This is a genomic window from Iningainema tapete BLCC-T55 (assembly GCF_014698965.1).
GTDB classification, from domain to species: Bacteria; Cyanobacteriota; Cyanobacteriia; order Cyanobacteriales; family Nostocaceae; genus Iningainema; species Iningainema tapete.
Map to the genome: position 1 here is coordinate 52,755 of NZ_JACXAE010000029.1, position 21,735 is coordinate 74,489.

Here is a 21,735-nt window from a genome sequence, read left to right on the forward strand (position 1 = left end):
TTATTTTAACTGTTTTTGTGTCCCTCATTTCCACTGAGAGAATGGGAACGAAAAGGAGGATCACTCTTAACTTTCAACTGATATTTGTAGGATTGAGAATTTGCAACGCCTGCGTTGATAGCGTAGCTAATAGCCAAAAACCTTAACCATAATGCTGGGTAGCGCGGTTCAAGCCAAGGTTTAATTTGCCACAGTAAATCAGGAAACCAACTCCGCAGTAAAGCACCAATTAAGGTATGACGAGCAAAGTCAAAGTAATTGAGAGTCCATCGTAACAAATCTTTTACACCAGCAAGTTGCCAAATCCACACTAACAATGCCGGATTTTTTTGCGCTGCTTTTAATGCTAAGCGATTAAAGGTAAACCAATCAAATCGATCTTTGATAAAGTTATCAGCAACAACCGGAGGCTCATCTACCAATAGTCCAAAGAAGTTGTTGAGCATGGAGTTGATGCGCTCTGGAGGAAGAAATTTTCCTGTAGGAACCATCATGCCTTTGGAAAACATCCAAGTGACAGCAATGTTATTTTGAAAGGCACGAATACAATTTAAATGCTGGAAACTTGACAAGTCGTGTTTCAGTGCTGTATCTAAAAGAGTTGTCAGCCGTTCAAGGTTACGAACTAGAGAGCCAAAACCAGTGAAAACTAAGGGAGACTGGAGTGATGCAGCATCACCGATCGCAATTAAGCGGTCAAAGGCAACGGTGCGATCGCTACTTCCTACACTAAAATGACCTGGTATATAACCAAAAGTTGGTTTTTTCCACACCAGCTTATCCATATCACATCGGCGATACTCTGGCAAGATTGTGAAAAAGTCCTCGTACATTTCTAGTAACGAACCAGGATTTTCGGCATTTACTTCGTGGTAGTGAAATAAGTAAATAGTTAGTTCTTCATCTGCGCCGGGAAACAACTCCCAAATTAACTGCCTTCCTCGTGAAATATCGCCGTGACTATAAAGAACGTCCCCATACTGAGAATCCCAAACTCCGGGGGCAAAACCACTCTTAATTGCTGCTCCTACTGTTGGGCAAACACTGTCAAAAGCTCTACCACCATTTAGTTGCCATGCGATTGGTGATGCAGTTCCCATTGCATCTACCAACAACCTTCCACTAACTTGCTTTTGTGTTTCACTAGGTAAATGCTTGACTTTGACGACGACTTGTGATTCATCTATATCAGCTTGAATAAACTCTGTCTCATCCCAGATTTCACCACCTACAGATTGTAGTTTTTTGCCAAATAATTTCAGTAGTTTCTCTGAGTCTAAACCCACGTTTAACACAGTAGGGGTATGTAAGACGGGCGCTTTTAAGTGATTGGGAACATTAGCATCAAAAAATTTATTAAATCCGTCTTTGTATTCCCTGGCAATTATTGTCTCTAACTCAGCAGGCGTCAGCACACCCAAGTTAATTAAACTTTGGATCTCATCACGGGAAATATTCCATTCTCTGTTCATCCGTCCAAAAGGTAATCTTTCCACCAGCAGCACTCGGTATCCTAGTTTTGCCATCACTGCTGCATGAATCACACCCAAAGCACCACCGATATAAATAATGTCATAGGTAGGATGTGAAGATAAGTTCTCCCCTACTCCCTCACTACGAGAAAACACAACTTGACGTGGCTTTTGCGGATTGCGAACTCCTTCACGCCATCGTTGTTCCCACCAGTAAACTCGTGCCAAGTCATATTCGCCGTTGGGCATTTTTTGAAAATATTTTACAGTTAGAGGATAATAAGGTGCAAGGGAGGAAAAAATTGATCCACTGGATAAATCTATCTTTGGTGGCTCTGGGTAGTAATGAGGAAACCTGCTTTGGATTTCAGTGATGAGATGTTGAATAATTTGCTGCTCTTTGTCTAAGGGTTTATTTGCCCAACGGAATGCTTTAAGATAGGTAGTTCGTTGTACAGACCAAACAAATACAGACAGTTCCGCAGGTAATTCCGAAATGCTTGTTCCACGAGTTGTATTAGGCATTCTCCAGCGAAAACCTGACTGAGTTGGTACTTTTTCGCCTATTCCTGGTTCAAAATCTGTTTGTAACCAGTTAAGTACAGTAGTTGTATCTGGAGTCGGTATTTCTAAGTAAAGTATTTCTTTCATTTTTGATTCTCCATTTAATTTATGCATTAAGACAGATTTAAAAAGATGTATATTCTGGTACGATGCGCCCTATAACATCTGTAAAGATTCAGTAAAGAAATTTTAATAATTAGTCAAAATTACCGTTCATTTATGTTTCTGTAAACGCACGCCATGAATTATCCTATTCCAGATAGCCCCCAAGAAATCGTTGACCTACGACAAAAACCAGTTGATGAAGAATTAGTTGCAACGGCGATCGCAGGTGTAATCAAAATTGTCCGCTCTCAGGGGCAATCTTTAGAAGAGTTAACAGCACAAGTACTAGCAGATGATCGAGTGCTAGATTTGCAACAAAGACGTTGGCTGTGCCAACTAGTTGCACAAGCGTGGGAAACTCTACCTTTCTAGGACAAAGCAAGATGGTGCAGAATCAGCACCTAAGTGCAACAATAAACCATATTCCAATCCTTCTACCACTGCTTGATAAGAAGCCGCCAAAATATTAGTAGAAACCCCCACTGTTGCCCAGCGTTGATAACCATCTCCTGATTCCACCAAAACACGAGTTTTCGCCGCCGTACCCGTGTGTCCATTGAGAATTCGTACTTTGTAATCTGTCAACTCAAAACTGGCAATTTGGGGGTAAAATTTCATCAAAGCTTTACGTAAAGCTGCATCTAAAGCTGCTACCGGTCCGTTTCCTTCTGTTGCTTCCAGAATATCTCTACCGTTAACAGCTACTTTCACTGTGGCAACAGCATTACTCACCTTCTCTGGTGCTAAGTCACAGTGAACTATCCAACCCTTAATTTCAAAAAATGATGGGCGAGTGCCTAAAGCTTCTCGCATCAACAACTCAAAACTTGCCTCCGCTGCCTCAAATTGATATCCTTCATTTTCCAATAATTTGAGACGTTGTAAAATTTGCGCTGTCATCGGGTTGTGCTTGTCGAGTTCAATTCCAAAGCTACGGGCTTTGGCTAAAACATTACTTACACCAGATTGCTCAGAAATAACAATGCGACGACTATTGCCTACTTGTTCTGGTGAAATATGTTCGTAAGTGAAAGGATTACGTTCCACTGCTGATACATGAATACCACCTTTATGAGCAAAAGCCGAACGTCCTACAAATGGTGCATGTTCATCAGGAGCAAGATTTACAACTTCACTCACGAAACGACTCGTTTCTGTTAGCTGAACGATTTGATGATCTTCAATACATTGATAACCCAGCTTTAGCTGCAAATTTGGAATCAAAGAACATAAATTAGCGTTGCCGCAACGTTCACCATATCCGTTAATTGTTCCTTGTACCATCTTTACCCCCGCCATCACAGCAGCTAGAGCGTTGGCAACAGCAGTATCGGAATCGTTATGAGTGTGAATTCCTAATTGGGGCGTCATTTGTCTTTCACTAGTTATTTGTTCTGGACTAATGACTATTGACAAATGGCTCATGACTGATGTGACGATTTCACTAATCTCATGCGGTAAAGTACCACCATTAGTATCGCACAGAACCAACCATTGAGCACCAGCTGAGGCAGCCGTTTCTAATGTTTGTAATGCATAATCTGGATTGTTTTTGTAGCCATCAAACCAGTGTTCCGCATCATAGATGACTTGACGTCCAAGGCTTGTGAGGTACTCAATTGTATCTCGGATCATCGCCAAATTTTCTGCCAAGGTAGTTTTAATGCCTTGTGTAACTTGTAAATCCCAAGATTTACCGAATATTGTTACCCAACGAGTACCAGCAGCCAGAATTGCTTGTAGCATTGGCTCATCAACTGCTACTGTGTTGGGACGTCTAGTTGAGCAAAAAGGGACAATTTCTGATCTTTCTAAGGGTTCTGCTTGCAACTGCCAGAAAAATTGTACATCCTTGGGATTTGCTCCAGGCCAACCTCCTTCGATAAAGGGAATGCCCAGTTGATCTAATCTACGGGCAATGCGCAATTTATCTTCTATCGACACCGATAAGCCTTCACGTTGAGTGCCATCGCGCAATGTAGTGTCATAGATCCAAAGTTGTGGTAATGATGCATTCATAATATGGGGTCTAATACAACTTTTTCAGCTATGACTAAATATAGTTGGTAAAGTACTCCCACATCTGTTATCCCGTCTTACTAATCCACAAGGAATAGATGATATACTATCTGCATAGTTTTCTACATGAACAAAAATAAATTGTTACAATTGAATTGAATATTGCTGAATCCAATAGTTTTCAAGTCAAAATAGCAGATAGTAGATTACAATAACATATTCTAGCAATATGGTATTGACCGCAAAAATAGCAATGCTAAGGTAATTAACTACAGTTCCAGTAAAAAAAATTCAGAAAACGAAGGAGAAAAACACATGGGTAGATGGACACCACTGATTCTGATGGCAGGCGGCTTGGCAATTTTGCTAGGTACATTGCTGGGAATCAGCTTTCCCATGGGCGGACAAAACGCTCAAGCACCAACTCAAAATCCAGGCAAAGCATCAAAAGTTCTCCCTGCTAATATTAATGTAAATAGCACTGCTAATGGGAACAATGCGCCAACAAACCAAGAAGCTGGCAGCGTTGCACAAACTACCCAAAATGATACAAACACTAATAGTAACCAAACAACCCCAGAACCAACCGCAACAGAAACTCCCACAACTGAAACAAATCAGAATAACGAGCCAATCCGCGCTCTGTGGTAGCAACTGTCGATCATTAAATGATGGGAAATATTACTCTTTAAGTGGCGATCGCGGCACAAAGCCGATAAAATATAAGCAATGACTAGTGATATACTCATTATCGGTGGCGGTATCATTGGGTTGGCGATCGCCATTGAACTCAAAAAACGCGGCGCAAATGTCACCGCGATTAGCCACGATTTTCATGCAGCATCTGCCCATAAAGCCGCAGGAATGTTAGCACCGAGTGCCGAAAAAATTGCTAACCAGGCGATGAATGAACTGTGTAGGCGCTCTTTACATTTATATCCTGACTGGACACACAAATTAGAAGAATTAAGTGGCTTAGACACAAATTATTGGGGTTGTGGCATTTTAGCACCAGTGTATGAAGTGGGGGACACTACTCCCCCAGCTTACTGGTTAGATCGACAAACGATAGATTATTACCAACAGGGATTAGGGGAAGAAGTAATTGGCGGGTGGTGGTATCCAGAAGACGCTCAAGTAGATAATCGTGCTTTAGCACAAGCATTGTTGACAGCAGCGCAAAATCTTGGTGTTGAACTCAAAGAAGGCATTAAAGTACAAAGCATTGGGCAAAAACAGCAGCAAGTTTTTGGCGTGCAAACTAATGCTGGCACAATTAGCGCCGATCACTATATCTTAGCAGCAGGTGCTTGGACGAACGAATTGTTTCCCCTCCCAGTACGTCCTAGAAAAGGACAAATGCTGAGTGTGCGAGTACCAGAGTTTGTGCCAGAAATACCATTGGCACGGATTTTGTATGGGGAGGAAATTTATATAGTACCCAGGCGAGATAGGCGAATTATCATTGGCGCAACTAATGAAGATGTTGGCTTTACTCCTCATAACACTCCTGCTGGGATTCAAACTTTACTTCAACAAGCAATTAGGCTATATCCCCCCATTCAAAATTATCCTATCGAAGAATTGTGGTGGGGATTTCGTCCGGCGACACCAGATGAGTTACCCATCCTTGGTACAAGCCCTTGTCAGAATCTAACCTTTGCCACTGGTCATTATCGCAATGGTATTCTTTTAGCACCCCTTACAGCGGCATTAATTGCCGATTTAATTTGGGAGCAAAAATCTGACTATCTATTAACTAATTTCCATTATTCGCGCTTTCATCATCAGTCATCTACCTCAATGCTTACTCACCCTACAATCAAAACAACCATAGACGTTGCGACAACAAATCACAATGGTAGAGACGTTCCGGCGGAACGTCTCTACGAAGATAAACCACTGATTATTGGTGGTAAAACTTTTCAATCTCGCTTGATGACGGGTACTGGCAAATACCGCAATGTTGAAGAAATGCTCAGTAGTGTTACTGCCAGTGGTTGTCAAATTGTTACTGTCGCAGTACGGCGGGTACAAACTAATGCTCCTGGGCATGAAGGTTTAGCCGAAGCACTAGATTGGACAAAAATTTGGATGTTACCCAATACTGCTGGATGTCAAACAGCAGAAGATGCTGTAAGGGTAGCACGTTTGGGGCGAGAAATGGCAAAACTTTTGGGACAAGAAGATAACAACTTTGTCAAGTTAGAAGTAATTCCCGATCTTAAATATTTATTACCAGACCCAATTGGCACTTTACAAGCAGCAGAACAACTGGTAAAGGAAGGTTTTGCAGTATTGCCATACATTAATGCCGATCCAATGTTAGCTCTTCGTTTAGAAGAAGTAGGCTGTGCGACTGTGATGCCTTTGGCTTCTCCTATCGGTTCTGGACAAGGGTTAAAAACCACAGCTAACATCCAGATTATTATTGAAAATGCCAAAGTACCAGTGGTAGTGGATGCTGGAATCGGTTCTCCATCGGAGGCGGCACAAGCGATGGAGCTGGGCGCAGATGCTTTATTGATTAATAGTGCGATCGCTTTATCAAAAAACCCTCCAGCGATGGCTCAGGCGATGAAACTCGCCACAGTCGCTGGTCGTTTAGCATATCTTGCTGGGAGGATGCCTGTCAAAGACTACGCCAGCGCCAGCTCACCCTTAACTGGAACCATTACTAACAATTAGCAATTAGCTAGTGTAACGAAATATCTATTCTCAGAGAGAGCGAAGGCACAACTTTTGTAACATAAAATTAATAAAACAATCATAGGAACTCAGTTCAATGCCTTATACAACTGAAGATGGCGGACGTCTGAATAATTTTGCCCGTGAACCAAAGGTTTATACAGCAGAACCTCCCAATGCAGGACAAAAGCGTAATTACATCATCATGGGAGTTGCTGCCACAATTTTAGTTGGTGGCTTGATTTTCGTCGCCTTCTCTGTTTCTGCTGTAAGTTAAAAGTAATTTTTTTAACAAAAAAATTTTCATTTTCGTTCAGGCTCCCAATTATATGGGAGCCTTGTTTTTTATCTGTTAGAATAGCATCAATTAACCAGTATAAATGTATACTTTTGTCTCTTTCATCTGGAAAAGCTCAAATTATCCTGAGCAAAGCAATAACTACTTGAAAAACGTAGTCATAATCCGGATTATAGGCTGCTTGGTTGCGCCCGGTCAGGGTTTGTACAATGCGTTTTGGCTTCCTTGCCACCATGAGCATTAATGATACTGCACACTCAGAAAACTCAACATGGAATCGGCAAGTGTATCAGCGCCTGAAACTTGCCCTAAGTCTTGGTTTACGGCGACAAATCTTTGTAGCCGTATGTGATGATTTAAACCTGAGAAATCAGGTAGCCGCTCGTTTGCATTCCACATTAGCTTATCCAGTTGGACAAGTACTATATCAGCCCTCTGATACGCAAGAAAACAGCACCCCAGCCTATCCGCGATTAGTAACGTTACGACTGAACTTAAGCGATCCCAATCCCATTGCCCAGATTAACCAATGGTTGACTAATTATCCACCACCTATAGTTGGAGCCACCCAAGACAACCCAGGACGTCCTTTACCAATACCATCATTTCAGATTGTAGGTGTTGAGCAACTCACCAAAAATCCAGTAGCAATACAGCGTTTATTTTTGCACTATTTACGCTTAACAGAGCAGCATCTGTCAAGTTTAGAATCTAGTCTACTATTGTGGTTACCTCGTCCTTGGTTATATGCTGTCAAGCAGTCAGCACCACAGTTTTGGCGTAGCCGTACTGGTGTGTTTGTCTTTGCCGGAGAGCCAACACCAACTACCAATAGTAAAACTTCGCCAGAACGTTTTTCTGGTTCTAAAAGTTTGGATTTAGAACATCTTGAACAATCGATTTTGGAAGAATCACATCCCACAGAAGATTTTGATTTCCAAAACTCAACATCAGTGAGTCGCCTCAATCAAGGGCAAGAACCGAGAGAATCAAAATCTGAATCATTCACTAAAACTCCCATAAATGAGGAAACAACGGAACAACCCACAGACAGCAATATTCCATTAACTGAACGTTTGCCTCATGTTAACAAAGAATTAACAGAGCTTGTATTAGCAACAGTAAATACCACAATTTCTGAAGAGGGAGATCAAAACGCCCAAGTACGGCTACTTTTAGAAGATCTCGAAGAATTACATGCCCAAAAAGCATCTGGAACAACACTAGCAGTAGCTTACCAACGTTTGGGCAATTTATATCGTTTCCGTATTGAGCAAGGACAATCAACCCTAGAAAATTTAATGGTCGCCATTCTTGCCTATCAGGAAGCCATTACCTACGATGATACCTCACCTCAAGTACCAGATACATTGAACGACTTGGGAACATTATACTGGATGCTGTACCGCACGCCACCCAATTCAGAAGAGGGCAAATCTTACATAGAACAAGGTATTGAATTTTATCAATTAGCGTTAAAACTAATTTCGCCACAAACACATCCAGACACTTACACAAGAGTACAAAATAATCTGGGGACAGCTTACGGTGATTTAGCTCGTTTTTCTAACGCAGCAGAAAACTGGCAGCAAGCTGTTTTAGCTTATAGCGAAGCACTCCGCTTTCGTACAGATGAAATGGAACCATCAAAGTATGCAGCTTGCCAAAACAATTTAGGCACTGCTTACTGGCATCTAGCACAGTACAACCAACCTGTCGAGTATCTTAAGAAAGGAATTACAGCCTACAACTTAGCATTAGCTTACTACAGACCAGAAGAAGAACCCCTCAAATATGGCATGATTCAAAATAACATCGGCACGGCACACTGGAACATAGCCCAATATGAACAGCCAGAGGAAAATCTGCGGCTAGCTATTAATGCTTATCGTGAAGCTTTGAAATATCGTACTCCCACAACTGTTCCCCCTGCTTGTGCCGCTACGCAAAATAATCTTGGTACTGCTTACTGGCATCTAGCAAATCTACCTCAAACAACTAAGGAAGAACGTTTAGAATTTTTGAAATTATCGATCATCGCTTACGAAGAAGCACTTAACCTTGCTCACTCACTTAGTGGTGTATCTTTGAGTTTTGATGTGTTCGCAACAAGTAATAACCTGGGACTTGCTCATTTCCAATTAGTAACAGATGCTTATTTTGAGGGTGATAAAACAACTCGTTCTCAACACTTAGAAGCAGCATTAGACAATCATTTACAAGCTTTAAATGGGTTAAGCAAACAACCTGAAGCTTACCAAACAACGCTGTCTTATATTGTGAAAACAATTCGTGCTTTCCACAATGAATTAGGCATACAAGGGCAAAATCTCGCTTTATCCAAAATACCCGGTCATTTGTTACCAGAAATTCTGCCAAAATTGTAAAACCAATTTGAAAAAAGAATGTAACACATGGATGAAACCCCTCCCCAACCCTCCCCTTAGTAAGGGGAGGGTGCCCGATAGGGCGGGTGGGGTTATCTGTGTGCATCTGTGGTTAAATATCTATTTAATGTTCTAAATTAATAGCCGAAAATAGAGATGAGTAATCATCGTCAGCAAAGGACATCTTCATTGCCATTTCCAATATTTCCCGTACACCTTCAATACTGCTGACATTTAAACCTACTGATTTGGCTTCATCGATGAACAAATCAGTGTCTTTCATTAAGTGTTTTGTAGGAAAGTTGGGATTAGCGTAATTGCCATCTAACATCCGTTGCAGCTTTTTGTCAAATGTTGGTGCGTAAAGGGCGCTTTGCCGTAAAATTTGCATAAAAGTATCTACATTCACACCCTCACGTTGGGCAAAACCAAGACTGAGAGCAAAGGCGGTAGTAAGAGAGGCAATTAGTTGATTTAGCGCCAGTTTCAGTGCTGCGGCTGTACCTACTGAACCAACTAGTACAGGATTTGACCCAAAATGTTTCAATAATTCTAAGTGGCGTTGATACTGTTGTTGTTGTGCGCCCACCATGACAATCAGTTTGCCTGTTTTGGCTTCTGGTATACTACCTAACACTGGTGCTTCTATATACTCTCCTCCCACAGCAGCTACTGCATCTCGAATTTCTTTACTTTCTCTAGGAGTAATTGTCCCCATCTGGATGACAGTACGCCCTGCCAATGTATGCCAGGATCGATCTGAAAGCAACACGCTATATATGGCTGCACTATTAGTAAGCATGAGAATTACATACTCAGCTTCACTTATTGCTTGGTAAGGTTTCGCTGCTATTTCCGCACCTGCTGCTTGTAATGGGGCTAGTTTTTCTGGGGTACGATTGTATGCTATTAGCTGTACGTTTGCCTCAAGCAATCTTTGCGCCATCGGTAAGCCCATTAATCCAGTCCCCAGAAATGCCACCTTCATTTTTCACCTTCCTCATTAGAGCGTTTGTTGTTCAAATTTTTGATTTTTGTGGAGACGCCCCGGCGGGGCGTCTCTACAGATTAACCACCTGCTGCAAACGAAGCCATAATCAATACTGACAGTAAAATACCAGGTGTAAGTAGCGTAACTAACATGATAAAGTCATGAGTGGACATAATTATTACCTTCTCTAATCACTGTAATCACTGCTATGGTAGACTATATACATAATGTGCAGGATTAACACATTTTTAAGTTTTTATTCTTGATTAATGTTTAGATTTGTTCTGCTAGAGTAAACCCTTTTAAAGAGCGCATTTGTACCAGAGTCAACCCTTTACTTTGCATCAACACACCAAAGCCACCCAATCCCAAAGGATTGATAAGTTGACGTAGTGCATCCCTACGACTCAACAGCTGCGATATGGGTTGTTGCTCCACAAGGGAAGTCATCCGCTCACTCCATCCCAACCCCACCAAAAACAATTCTTGTTGCGTAAAACCAACTTTATCTAATCCGCACCGCTCACCCCATCTTTCTAAAGCAGTAAAGTTAACGTGCGCAGTTATGTCTTGTTCCCCAATATTTATGTAGGGATTGTTGTGGTGCTGATGTTGATAATAACACTGTAAAGTACCTTGCGATCGCCCCCGATTGTAGTAACGATTTGCTGTATAACCATAATCTATTGTTAACACATACCCTTGTTGCAATCTGTCTGCCACAATACTAAGAAACTCAAAAGCCGCTAAATTAACCTCGCTCCGATAATTATCTGCTAAACCTTTAACATCTACTCCTACCAAATCAAAATATTCCGCCAATTGTGGTGTAGAAGCTTCATCAACAATTTCTACAAACAATGGATTACCCGTAGAGACGTTCCGCCGGGGCGTCTCTACAGATGTTGTTACATAAATTTCCCGCAATTGCCCCTGTTGCCAAATAAATTGATGTACTGGCATAGCATCTACTAACTCATTAGAAAAAAAGCAGCCAGTAATAGAGTTACAAGGTATTTCTTCTAAATTAAACCAACGTACAGAAAATTCTCCCAAACGTTGCTGTTGTTCTTGTTTTAAAATTGAAGACTTCTCTATAATAATGTAATCCAGTACAGCAAAAAACTCCGCATATTTCTGTTGGATGTACTTCAAAATGTCCAATGCCAAAATACCTTGTCCCGCACCCATTTCTACTAAAGAAAAAGGTTGAGGTTTCCCAATCATCTCCCACATTTGCACAAATTGCTCAGCTAGTAACTCACCAAAATCTGAGCCAAGATGGACAGATGTGAAGAAATCACCGTGCTTTCCCAGGGTTACTGCCTTAGTAGAATAGTAACCGTGTTCGGGGTGATATAGCACCATATCCATATATTCTGCAAAAGTTATGCGCTGCCCCTTACTTGTGGCTATGCGGTGTGCTATCGCTTCACACAATGCTAAATTATCACCCATAAAATTGTTAATGGTTAATGGCTAATGGCTAATGGTAACAATTAACTCTTCGGGTTCGCCAGTCGCCTACGGCGGGAAACCCGCCTGCAGCGCTGGCTCACAATTAACAATTAACAATTAACAATCCAAAATTTTAACGGTCTACAGATCCCATGATGATATCAATACTACCCAGAATTACCACAACGTCGGCAACTTTCACGCCGCGCAGTAAATGAGGGATAATTTGGACGTTGTTGAAATCAGCAGCCCGAATCTTCCAGCGCCAAGGGAAGACGTTATCATCACCAACTAGATAAATTCCCAGTTCGCCTTTACCGCTTTCTACACGAGAGTAAATTTCACCTTTGGGAATTTTAAAGGTGGGGGCTATTTTCTTACTAACGTACTGGTAATCTGGACCATCCCACTCGGATTTTTTTCCAGCAGCCATGCGCTTAGCTTCTAGATTTTCAAACGGTCCACCGGGAAGTCCCTTGATTGCTTGTCGAATGATTTTAACAGATTCGCGCATTTCCCGCATCCGTACAAGGTAACGGGCTAAGGAATCACCGCCAGTTTCCCAGTGTACATCCCAATCTAGTTCGTCGTAACATTCATAGTGATCTACTTTGCGCAAGTCCCACTTGACTCCAGAAGCGCGTAACATTGGGCCAGATAGTCCCCAGTTAATAGCTTCGTCACGAGAGATGGTGCCTACACCTTCAATTCGACGTCGGAAGATGGGGTTGTTGGTGACTAAGCGCTCGTACTCGTCAACTTTGGGTATGAAGTAGTCGCAGAAGTCTAGGCATTTGTCAACCCAGCCGTAGGGTAAGTCTACTGCTACGCCGCCAATCCGGAAGTAGTTGTGGTTTACCATCCGGTATCCTGTGGCGGCTTCCCACAAGTCATAAATCATCTCCCGTTCCCGGAATTGGTAGAAGAAGGGAGTTTGTGCGCCTACGTCTGCCAGGAATGGTCCGAACCACAGTAGGTGGTTGGCGATGCGGTTTAATTCTAGCATGATCACCCGGATGTAGCTGGCGCGTTTGGGTACGGGTATGTTTGCTAGTTTTTCTGGGGCGTTGACGGTAACTGCTTCGTTGAACATTCCGGCTGCGTAGTCCCACCGACTTACGTAGGGAACGTACATGATGTTGGTGCGGTTCTCCGCTATTTTTTCCATTCCCCGATGTAGGTAGCCGATGACTGGTTCGCAGTCAACTACGTCTTCGCCGTCTAGGGTGACTATTAGTCTCATTACCCCGTGCATTGAGGGATGGTGGGGTCCCATGTTGAGCACCATTGGTTCGGTGCGTGTTTCTAATCTTGCCATAGGTTTTTAGTGTTGTCTGTTTTGTTTGAACCGCAAAGACGCCAAGAACGCCAAGAGAAGATGTTTTTTACGGGGTTTTTGTTGTTGTTTCGATTTGTTGCTCTACTTTATTAATTATATGGATTTGGGGGTAAGGGGAAGATGGTGGAGGAATTTTTTCATTTGCCTGTTTTGAGTCGGGAGGTTTTGGCGGGGTTGGCTGTGCGTCCTGGTGGGTTTTATTTGGATGCTACTGTTGGGGGTGGCGGTCATAGTAGGATGATTTTGGCGGCTGCTCCGGATGTGCGAGTGACGGCGATCGATCAAGATGAGGAGGCAATGAGTGCGGCGCGGAGCAATTTGGTTGAGTATGAGGGGCAGGTGGATTTTATACACACCAATTTTGCTAATTATCAGTTTCCAAAAGATAAGTTTGATGGTATAATTGCTGACTTGGGTGTTAGTTCTCATCATTTGGATTCGCCGGAACGGGGTTTTAGTTTTCGTCACGATGCTGGTTTGGATATGCGGATGGATCGGCGTCAGTCTTTGACTGCGGCTGATGTGGTGAATGAGTGGGATGAGGCTGAGTTGGCTGATGTTTTTTTTAAGTACGGTGAGGAAAGACTTTCTCGGCGGATTGCTCGGCGGATTTTGGAAAGGCGTCCTTTTTCTACGACTGGGGAGTTGGCTTTTGCGATCGCATCTTCTGTTCCTGCTAAGTATCGTCACGGGCGGATTCACCCGGCTACTCGTGTTTTTCAGGCTTTGCGTATTGTGGTTAATGATGAGTTACAGTCTCTGGAAACTTTTATTGCTCAAGCACCACAGGCTCTTGTTCCTGGTGGTAGAATTGCGATTATTAGTTTTCACAGTCTTGAAGATCGACTGGTGAAGCATGGTTTGAGGAATTCGCCTTTATTACGAGTATTGACGAAAAAGCCCATAGAAGCACAAGAAGATGAAATTGTCAATAATCCTCGTTCTCGTTCTGCTAAATTGCGCATAGCCGAGAGGACAATTAACCATTAACATTTCTTGGTAATTCGACGCGAAAGGTTGTACCTTCTCCTAATAAGGTTTCAACAGTTATGGTTCCGTTCATCAGGCGTACTAACTTGTCTACGATCGCTAGTCCTAAACCTGTGCCACCGTAGGGGCGTGTGGTAGTCTGATTTAGTTGCCAGAATTCTTGAAAGATGTTTTTCAATTGCTCTTGAGGAATACCAATACCTGTATCTTTAATCATGATGGCGATGCGGTTTTGGTTAATTTGCTGCACTTCTACAATTACACCGCCAGTTTCTGTAAATTTGATGGCGTTGTCCAGCAGGTTTACTAACACTTGATGAACGCGAGTGCGATCGTTTACTACTTTGGGGTTTTCAATCTCAGCGTGCATCACCAAGGTCAAATTTTTCTGCCGAGCCAGAAATCGTAGTTCTTCTGTAGTTTTTGTTACTAGTTCTACCAAGTTAAATTCTTCAGGTTTTAGCTCCAACTTACCTGCTTCTAAGTGTGAGAATTCCAATATATTCTCAATTACAGCAAGTAATTGTCTGCCACTGTGAATAATCCGTTCTACCATACTTCTCATCTCTGGAGGAAACAGATTGTAGTAGCGACGTAATAGTATTTGGGAAAATCCCAAAATCGTATTCATGGGGGTACGTAATTCGTGAGATACAACCCCCATAAATTGGGTTTTGATCCTTGCTGCTTCTTGTAATTGCAAATTTTCCAACTGAATTAAGCGCAGTTGTTCTTCTGCTTGTTTTCTAGCCGTAATATCCCGCACTAGCCAACGCCAACCGAGAGGGTTGCCTTGGTTATCTCGTATAGTAGTTACACTGATAGAAGAGTTAATATTATTACCTTTTCGCGGTTTCAGGGTAATTTCCCGCTCCAGCATTTCCTCTATTTCGCATAGCTGAAGAAGTAGGAAACGAAAGGCGTGACGCTCTTCTAAAGGAATAAAGTTAATTAGCAGTTTGCCTTGGAGGAGATTTTGCGGAACTTTGAGTAGGTTAGCAGCGGCACAGTTAGCTTCGACAATTTTACTGTTGTTATCAGTTACTAAATAGGCATCAGGCGCGAAATCAAATAATTCTTGGTAGCGTCGGCGTTCTTGTTCCACTAAACCATGAGCAAGTACTAACTGCTCGTTTTGCAAACGCAGTTCTTCCTCAGCCACATGCAATTCTTCCAAAGCGTTGCCCAGTTCTTCAATAGTTTGTGCCAGTAAATTTTGTTCGAGCAAAGGTGATTGCCCAAAGCTTTGTTTTAAAGTTTCTGAACGCTGGCGCACTTTTTCTACCTGCTGAGTAAACTTGTCCACATTCACACAGTCACCCCCAATCACCTGTCCTACTAAGGCTATCTAAAGTGTAAGTAGACAAACTTTATTCATAATCTACCCATAGTTATTAGTCTTTGGTGAAAAGTAAGTTATCCATAACAGATAACTTAACTAAATGGTTAATAACTTATGACTCATCCACTTGCTCTTTCTCCTCCATCAATAGTATTACTCCTTGGAGTTCGGCTGCGGTACGAATCAGCGGTGTGCAAATCACTTCGCATTGAATTGCCTTACCTCGACGGTTTCTGGCAAAAAGCACCACTTCGTAAGAATCCAACTCTTCGGAAATAATTGAGCGCAACGGCTGTAATAGAGGCTGCACGGGTAAACCAATATCCAAGCTCATAAAGTGCTGCATTAAAACTTCATCCGAGCGCAAACCCCACAAGTCCTCAGCTTTGCGGTTCCAAATTAAAATGTGCAATTCAGGGCTGACAACTACCACCCCGGCGCGAAGACTGGTGAGAATTGATTCTAAAAAACTGTTGACTCGATTGAGTTCCTCGCTGCGCTGGCGCATTTCATCATTCATCGTCTGCAATTCCTCGTTAGTGGATTGCAGTTCTTCGTTCATCGTCTCTAGTTCTTCGTTAGTAGATTGGAGTTCTTCGTTAGTGGTTTCGAGTTCCTCGACTGTAGATTGGAGTTCTTCGTTAGTAGTTTCTAACTCTTCGTTAGTAGATTGGAGTTCTTCATAAGCCGTTTCCAATTCCTGGTTAGCGTGTAACAGCTCGTTTTGTAGTTGTTTAAACTGGGTAACGTCGCTAAAAATAATTTTTACAGCTAAGAGTTCGTCGGTGCTTTCCTCTAAGAGTGGTATAATCTGCACGTCCAGATATTTCAGATCTTGATTAGAGATAGACCACTCAATATCTTTTAATGTAATCGTACGTCGGTTTGTACGCACTTGGTCGATGCGCGATCGCAACTCTACTGGACGGTAAGAAAGTTCTAAATCTTGTAAAGGGCTACCCAAATCTCTGAGACTGAGATTAAACAAAGTCCGAGCTTGAGCGTTAGCTAATAATACTGAATTGTTAAGATCTACTATAATTTGGGCTACCGGTTCAATTTCAAAAGCCGCCTGATGAATGCGGATTTTGTCAACCATTTCTGGAATTGTTTGTTGGCTACGGGGGTGAGCCATATTCAAAAGCATTTCTCGCAGATTGCCATTAGAAGCTTTAGTAAATATTCTGCGCCGTAAATCGAGCGGTGTAAAGGAGTGGTTACGAGTAAACAACATTTCTGCTTTGCCCAAAAACAGAAACCCACTTTCATTTAAAGCAAAGTAAAACTTGTCTAATATTTTAGCTTGAGTTTCTGTATTGAAATACATTAAAGTGTTACGGCATACTAGCAAGTCTATCTTGGATATAGGTGCATCTTGAACTAAATCGTGACGACCAAATATCACGCAACGACGTAGTTCTTTTTGCACAGAGTAGCGCCCATTAACGCGCTCAAAGTATTTATCTAGTAAATTTTGCGGAATCCCCTGAACTTCTTTAGGGCTATAACCTGCTAGACGAGAGTAGTTAAGCGCCTCCACATCTACATCTGTCGCGAAAACTTTTACCCGTGCTGAGTACTGTTTCATGCCTAGAGCCTCAGCTAGCAACATAGCTATGGTATAGGTTTCCGCGCCAGAAGCACAACCTGCCGTCCAGACGCGGATCGATTTGCTAATTTGCCTGCTGGCAATAATCTGAGGAATAATCTCATTAGCTATGTATTCCCAAGCTTGGGGTTCTCGAAAGAATGCAGTAACATTAATTAAAATAGTATTAAATAGCTCTACAAATTCGTCTGGGTGAACCTCCAAGTAGTCAAGATAATCATTGTAGTTTTCTCTACCAACACTTTGCATTCTTTTGCAAATGCGACGAGTTAAGCTTGTACGTTTATAGCCGCTGAAATCAAAACCTCGCCTCTGTTTAATGTATTCTAAAAGATTTTCTAATTCTGGGTTTTGCTCCATAGAAGTGTTAATTATTACTGAAGCTCATTAAAGATTAATTTTGGACTAATTTTAATAAAGTTGGGGCATTGGCATTTAAAGGCAGGATAAAATCGACCACGCCAGTGTCAATTGCAGCTTTTGGCATTGCAGGAAATTTGCTAGTTTCCTCATTTTGAGCTATTACCGTACCGCCCATTTGTTTGATGATTTTTACTCCATTTGAACCATCCATATCCATACCAGTAAGAACGACAGCGATCGCCCGTTGCTGATAACTAGCTGCTGCTGATTGAAATAGTACATCACCTGCAGGGCGAACATGTCGGACTAGCTTCCAGACCACCGGCAGATGCGGCAAACACCACTATGTAGTGGTTATTTTTCATCACTTGGTTCTAAATTGTTTGGATCAGAAAATATGTCTGAATCGAAGGTAGCATCTCCCTTGCCATTGAGTAAGACATTGCGGATGATGGTAGCACGATGATCGGTATTTTGTGCTTCCTCCTCCAATCTGTTTGCTGACAAGACGTGATTGCGATCGCGCATTCGTTGAGCCATCCGCCGCGATAAAGATGATTTTTCTTTCAAAGCTCTCAGAGCAATCCACAGTGCATCCTCTAAAGCATCAGACTGCTCTGCTAACAGAGTTTCAGCTGAGTAAGCATGACCCGTGCGACACCGGAACCGTAATAAATCTCCTTCATGCAGTTCCCACAAACTCCCACCGCAATCTGGACAGACAAAGCCTGAAGGTTGACCAGGTCTGTCATCTTTGTTTAGCGCTGTCATTTTCAGTTCTGCAATATCAGATTCTATTTCCATTTCTTCAGAAACTGGTTTTTCTGCTCCTTCCACAGCCTTGTTCGCTAATTCCACCAGCACAGCTGGTATCTCAGACAGTGGCAGGATGTAATCAACGTCTTTAACATTCTCAATTGCACTACGTGGCATCCCAGAATACATAGCGTCCTCTGGTGATTGGACAACCGCCACCCCGAACTGATTTTTCAGCGCCATTAATCCCGCCGTGCCATCATCAAGAACACCTGTTAACACTACACCAACCACTCGCCGTCCGTACACTCGCGCTGCTGTACGAAAAAGTGGATCAATAGCTGGACGATGACTATTTTCACTAGGTCCCCTCGCTAGATGAATATGTCCGGGTTTGATCAGTAGATGGTAGCCTGGTGGAGCAACGTAGATTTGCCCTGCCACAATTGCTTCACCATCCTGAGCGTGATGAGCATTCAAGCCTTTAGCTCGATTCAAAATTTGTGGCAAAACACTTTTGCCGTGTGATGGAACATGAAGAACTATAAACACACTAGCATTCAGATCTGACGGCAAATACTGAACTAAATAGGTTAGTGCTTCTACTCCCCCTGCTGACGCTCCGATAACGATAATGTCGTGTTTAGGCATTAACTTTTCTCAATAGCAGCGCCGCAAAACACGTCACACTGCTATTTCAGTTTAGCAAAAGTAATTAACTTGAGCGTCGTATACAACACTTTGCATCTACCCCACCCTAGCCCTCCCCTTGGTAAGGGGAGGGTTGGGAGGGGTATTTTTTACTCGATAATTAACAACTGCTTGAAAAAATTTTAGCAGTTCTTCTTCTTGAAAATCTCTCTTGGCAAAGTTAGCCATGACGCTCACAAACTGAACATTTCCCAGCACGTACCCAAGAGAAGAATCTATCCGATCTAAACTGGCTCTTTTCGGATGTAATTGATTATTTTCCCAGTGAGCTGTTGTTTCGGGATTATCTAATTTCCAACCAGTATATGAGCATATTCCATTTTGCTGTTCCCACAATGCCTTTAAATATTCTAGAGTGATTGTGCATTCTCTTCCATGACTTTTCACTCGTCTTCTTGCTAGTTTAAGATGTTGGCGAAAAGGTGAATATTCATCTCGACGATTTCCTAAAACTAACTGTTGATAATTACTCTTTATCTCTATCAAATCTTTACGGTTATATACATCCAGATTCCTGTATTTACAAACATCATGACAAAAGTTAATTAAATCTTCTTCTGTAAAAGCCATTTTCGCATAATTAGCAATTACGGCAACAAAATGTATATTGTCTAGTGTATAACCTTGAGATGAATCCTTACGATCTACACTTGCTCTATTAATTGTTAAAGATGTAGTTTCATAACTAGTAGTGCAAGGTAAAAGAACTAAACTCCAGCCAGTGTAAGGGCAAATACCTTTTTGTTTTTCCCACAATAGCTTCAAGTCTACTAACGTGACATAGCATTCTTGATTTCTGCGCTTTGCCGACTTTTTCATCACTCTTAAATGATATCGAAAAGGTGAAAAAGCATCTCTTCTAACTATGTCTCTTAAGTGGGAAGTGTCTCTATTTACCTTTCCTTTAAAATTACTAAGTCCTCTGTATTGTGCATGGCACTTCAAAGAACAAAAATGTGGTCTTTCTAGTTTTTTACTTCTATTAAACTCAGCTAAAAACTTGCCAAATTCCTTACCACAAGCAGGATTTTGACAAATAACAAATACTTGCGAATTTCCCATAAAACAAAATCCACCTACATATAAAAGTGTAAGGTGGTTTCCTTAAATATTATTAGTGGATCCGAGCAGAGTCGAACTGCTGTCCAGACTGGGTATTGACCCCCCGCTCGTTCACAGGTATAGCCTTTCTTACCCTCAAGGCGGGGAACGTTCTTTATCCCGAACGGTAGGATGCTCTGATTAAATCTTAGCTAGCAGTCAACCAGAGAAATCCTGCTAGAGCATCCGTTGGGGTTGGTCTGTAGCCTTTAACGGAGTCGGACTACAGACAAGCGTACCTGTAAGAGGTTTTTACGCAGCTACTGCTACACGCTTAAAAGATACAATGTTGTTTGCATTTATCTTTTTGAGCCTTTGATTTTCGAGAGACGACTCACTCTCGACCTGAATCACAGAGTAGCTTTCGCCAACCTGTCGAAACCGTTACGGACCCATGTAGTTCATATACTCATTATAGTGCGCAATTTTAAAATATGCCACTTTAGAGTAAAAAGTTAAAAGGGTAAAAGGGACTGGGGATTGGGGATTGGGTAATAAAGCGCGAAAAATTATGGTGTTCGGTATTACCCTGACAAATTTTGCAGCATTTCCCCAGTACCCAGTACCCAGTACCCAATCCCTTTTACGTCAGTGCTTCAGCACCACCTACCACCTCAAGAATTTCCTGGGTGATGGCAGCTTGGCGTGCTTTGTTGTAAGTCAGGGTGAGGTTGCTAATTAAATCAGCAGCGTTGTCGCTGGCATTGCTCATTGCTGTCATTCTGGCTGCGAGTTCACTTGCAGCAGATTCTTGTAGCGCCCGCAATAATTGGTTACTTAAATACAGCGGTAATAGAGAATCGAGGATCTGCACTGGATCTTGCTCGAAAATCATGTCGCGAGGTAAAGCACGGACTGGAGTTGTAATTTTCTCCCGTTCGACACTGAATTCACCACCACGAGTTGTGAGGCGGAAGATTTCATCATCCGGTGTTTCTAATCCTTGGGTGTCGAGGGGTAGTAGTGTTTGGACTACTGGACGAGAACTAACCAAGGAAACGAATCTGGTGTAGATTAATTCAATGCGATCTACAGTATCGGAGAGGAACAAAGAAAGCAGTTGATCGGCAATATTGGTGGCTTCTGCGGCGGTGGGAATTTGCTCTAAGCCAGTGTAGGTAGCATCAATTGGTTGGTTGCGGCGTTGGAAGTACTGGATAGATTTGCGTCCTACTAACACAAATTTATAGTCTAGCCCTTCTGCTTTGAGTTCCTTGGCGCGATTTTCTGCACGACGGATGACGTTGGTATTGTAACCACCGCACAAACCCCGATCGCCTGAAATTACCAACAACCCTACTGAGCGCACTTCCCGTTTTTTCAGTAGAGGTAAATCTACATCTTCAAACCGCAAACGAGTTTGTAAACCGTACAATACTTGTGCTAAGCGATCGGCAAAGGGGCGAGTGGATAGCACCTGTTCTTGAGCGCGACGTACTCTTGCCGCCGCCACCAGCCGCATGGCTTCTGTGATTTTTTTAGTATTTTTGACCGACTGAATGCGATCGCGTATTGATTTGAGGTTAGCCATAATTTTTCCAA

The 21,735-nt window shown here is 42.3% G+C and carries 17 protein-coding genes and 1 other RNA gene; 6 read left to right on the plus strand and 12 right to left on the minus strand.

Going from position 1 to position 21,735, the window contains the following annotated elements; translation table 11 throughout:
- Positions 1–5 precede the first annotated feature (5 nt).
- Positions 6–2,123, minus strand: a complete 2,118-nt coding sequence (locus ICL16_RS06900) for an NAD(P)/FAD-dependent oxidoreductase (RefSeq protein ID WP_238360633.1) — start codon at positions 2,121–2,123, stop codon at positions 6–8.
- A gap of 153 nt (positions 2,124–2,276) precedes the next feature.
- Between ICL16_RS06900 and ICL16_RS06905 the strand changes: the two genes are divergently transcribed.
- A complete protein-coding gene (locus ICL16_RS06905; RefSeq protein ID WP_190826120.1) occupies positions 2,277–2,513 on the plus strand; it encodes a hypothetical protein in 237 nt (78 codons plus the stop codon).
- Here the strand turns inward: ICL16_RS06905 and cimA are convergent.
- A complete protein-coding gene (cimA, locus tag ICL16_RS06910; protein ID WP_190826121.1) occupies positions 2,502–4,160 on the minus strand; it encodes a citramalate synthase in 1,659 nt (552 codons plus the stop codon). The genes ICL16_RS06905 and cimA overlap by 12 nt on opposite strands.
- A gap of 315 nt (positions 4,161–4,475) precedes the next feature.
- Here cimA and ICL16_RS06915 point away from each other — a divergent pair, with 315 nt between their 5' ends.
- The 4 genes from ICL16_RS06915 (at position 4,476) to ICL16_RS06930 (ending at position 9,533) form a co-directional block, all read left to right on the plus strand.
- Positions 4,476–4,811, plus strand: coding sequence for a hypothetical protein (locus tag ICL16_RS06915; protein ID WP_190826122.1), 336 nt, complete (start codon positions 4,476–4,478; stop codon positions 4,809–4,811).
- Positions 4,812–4,889: 78 nt separating this feature from the next.
- Positions 4,890–6,848: a glycine oxidase ThiO gene (gene thiO, locus ICL16_RS46660; RefSeq protein ID WP_190826123.1), complete on the plus strand. Its 1,959-nt coding sequence runs from the start codon at positions 4,890–4,892 to the stop codon at positions 6,846–6,848.
- A gap of 97 nt (positions 6,849–6,945) precedes the next feature.
- Positions 6,946–7,125, plus strand: coding sequence for a photosystem II assembly protein Psb34 (gene psb34 / locus ICL16_RS06925; protein ID WP_190826124.1), 180 nt, complete (start codon positions 6,946–6,948; stop codon positions 7,123–7,125).
- A gap of 254 nt (positions 7,126–7,379) precedes the next feature.
- Positions 7,380–9,533 carry a tetratricopeptide repeat protein gene (locus tag ICL16_RS06930; RefSeq protein ID WP_190826125.1) on the plus strand — a complete coding sequence of 718 codons (2,154 nt, stop codon included), beginning with the start codon at positions 7,380–7,382 and terminating at the stop codon, positions 9,531–9,533.
- A gap of 124 nt (positions 9,534–9,657) precedes the next feature.
- On the opposite strand, the gene ICL16_RS06935 is transcribed toward ICL16_RS06930, so the two are convergent.
- The 3 genes from ICL16_RS06935 to ICL16_RS06945 all read right to left on the minus strand — a co-directional run bounded on the left by ICL16_RS06935 (position 9,658) and on the right by ICL16_RS06945 (position 13,300).
- Positions 9,658–10,521 (minus strand): NAD(P)-dependent oxidoreductase, encoded by an 864-nt coding sequence (locus tag ICL16_RS06935; RefSeq protein WP_190826126.1) that lies wholly within the window; start codon positions 10,519–10,521, stop codon positions 9,658–9,660.
- 276 nt (positions 10,522–10,797) lie between these two features.
- On the minus strand, positions 10,798–11,982 hold the full coding sequence (locus tag ICL16_RS06940) for a class I SAM-dependent methyltransferase (RefSeq protein ID WP_190826127.1): 1,185 nt from the start codon (positions 11,980–11,982) through the stop codon (positions 10,798–10,800).
- Positions 11,983–12,115: 133 nt separating this feature from the next.
- Entirely contained in the window at positions 12,116–13,300 is a 1,185-nt protein-coding gene (locus tag ICL16_RS06945) for an NAD(P)H-quinone oxidoreductase subunit H (RefSeq protein WP_190826128.1), read from the minus strand.
- Positions 13,301–13,441: 141 nt separating this feature from the next.
- Here ICL16_RS06945 and rsmH point away from each other — a divergent pair, with 141 nt between their 5' ends.
- Positions 13,442–14,311: a 16S rRNA (cytosine(1402)-N(4))-methyltransferase RsmH gene (gene rsmH, locus ICL16_RS06950; protein WP_190826129.1), complete on the plus strand. Its 870-nt coding sequence runs from the start codon at positions 13,442–13,444 to the stop codon at positions 14,309–14,311.
- Here rsmH and ICL16_RS06955 read toward each other — a convergent pair.
- The 7 genes from ICL16_RS06955 to ICL16_RS06985 all read right to left on the minus strand — a co-directional run bounded on the left by ICL16_RS06955 (position 14,301) and on the right by ICL16_RS06985 (position 21,724).
- On the minus strand, positions 14,301–15,623 hold the full coding sequence (locus tag ICL16_RS06955) for an ATP-binding protein (protein WP_190826130.1): 1,323 nt from the start codon (positions 15,621–15,623) through the stop codon (positions 14,301–14,303). The two genes, rsmH and ICL16_RS06955, sit on opposite strands and share 11 nt — an antisense overlap.
- 142 nt (positions 15,624–15,765) lie before the next feature.
- A complete protein-coding gene (locus tag ICL16_RS06960; RefSeq protein ID WP_190826131.1) occupies positions 15,766–17,622 on the minus strand; it encodes a CheR family methyltransferase in 1,857 nt (618 codons plus the stop codon).
- A gap of 34 nt (positions 17,623–17,656) precedes the next feature.
- Positions 17,657–17,947, minus strand: coding sequence for a chemotaxis protein CheB (locus ICL16_RS06965; protein WP_337906929.1), 291 nt, complete (start codon positions 17,945–17,947; stop codon positions 17,657–17,659).
- 32 nt (positions 17,948–17,979) lie between these two features.
- Positions 17,980–19,032: a chemotaxis protein CheB gene (locus ICL16_RS06970; protein ID WP_190826133.1), complete on the minus strand. Its 1,053-nt coding sequence runs from the start codon at positions 19,030–19,032 to the stop codon at positions 17,980–17,982.
- Between the two features lie 96 nt (positions 19,033–19,128).
- Entirely contained in the window at positions 19,129–20,154 is a 1,026-nt protein-coding gene (locus tag ICL16_RS06975) for a hypothetical protein (protein WP_190826134.1), read from the minus strand.
- Positions 20,155–20,207: 53 nt separating this feature from the next.
- Positions 20,208–20,587, minus strand: a transfer-messenger RNA (tmRNA) gene (gene ssrA / locus ICL16_RS06980).
- 189 nt (positions 20,588–20,776) lie between these two features.
- Complete coding sequence (locus tag ICL16_RS06985; protein WP_190826135.1) at positions 20,777–21,724, minus strand: F0F1 ATP synthase subunit gamma; 948 nt, start codon at positions 21,722–21,724, stop codon at positions 20,777–20,779.
- Between the last annotated feature and the right edge of the window lie 11 nt (positions 21,725–21,735).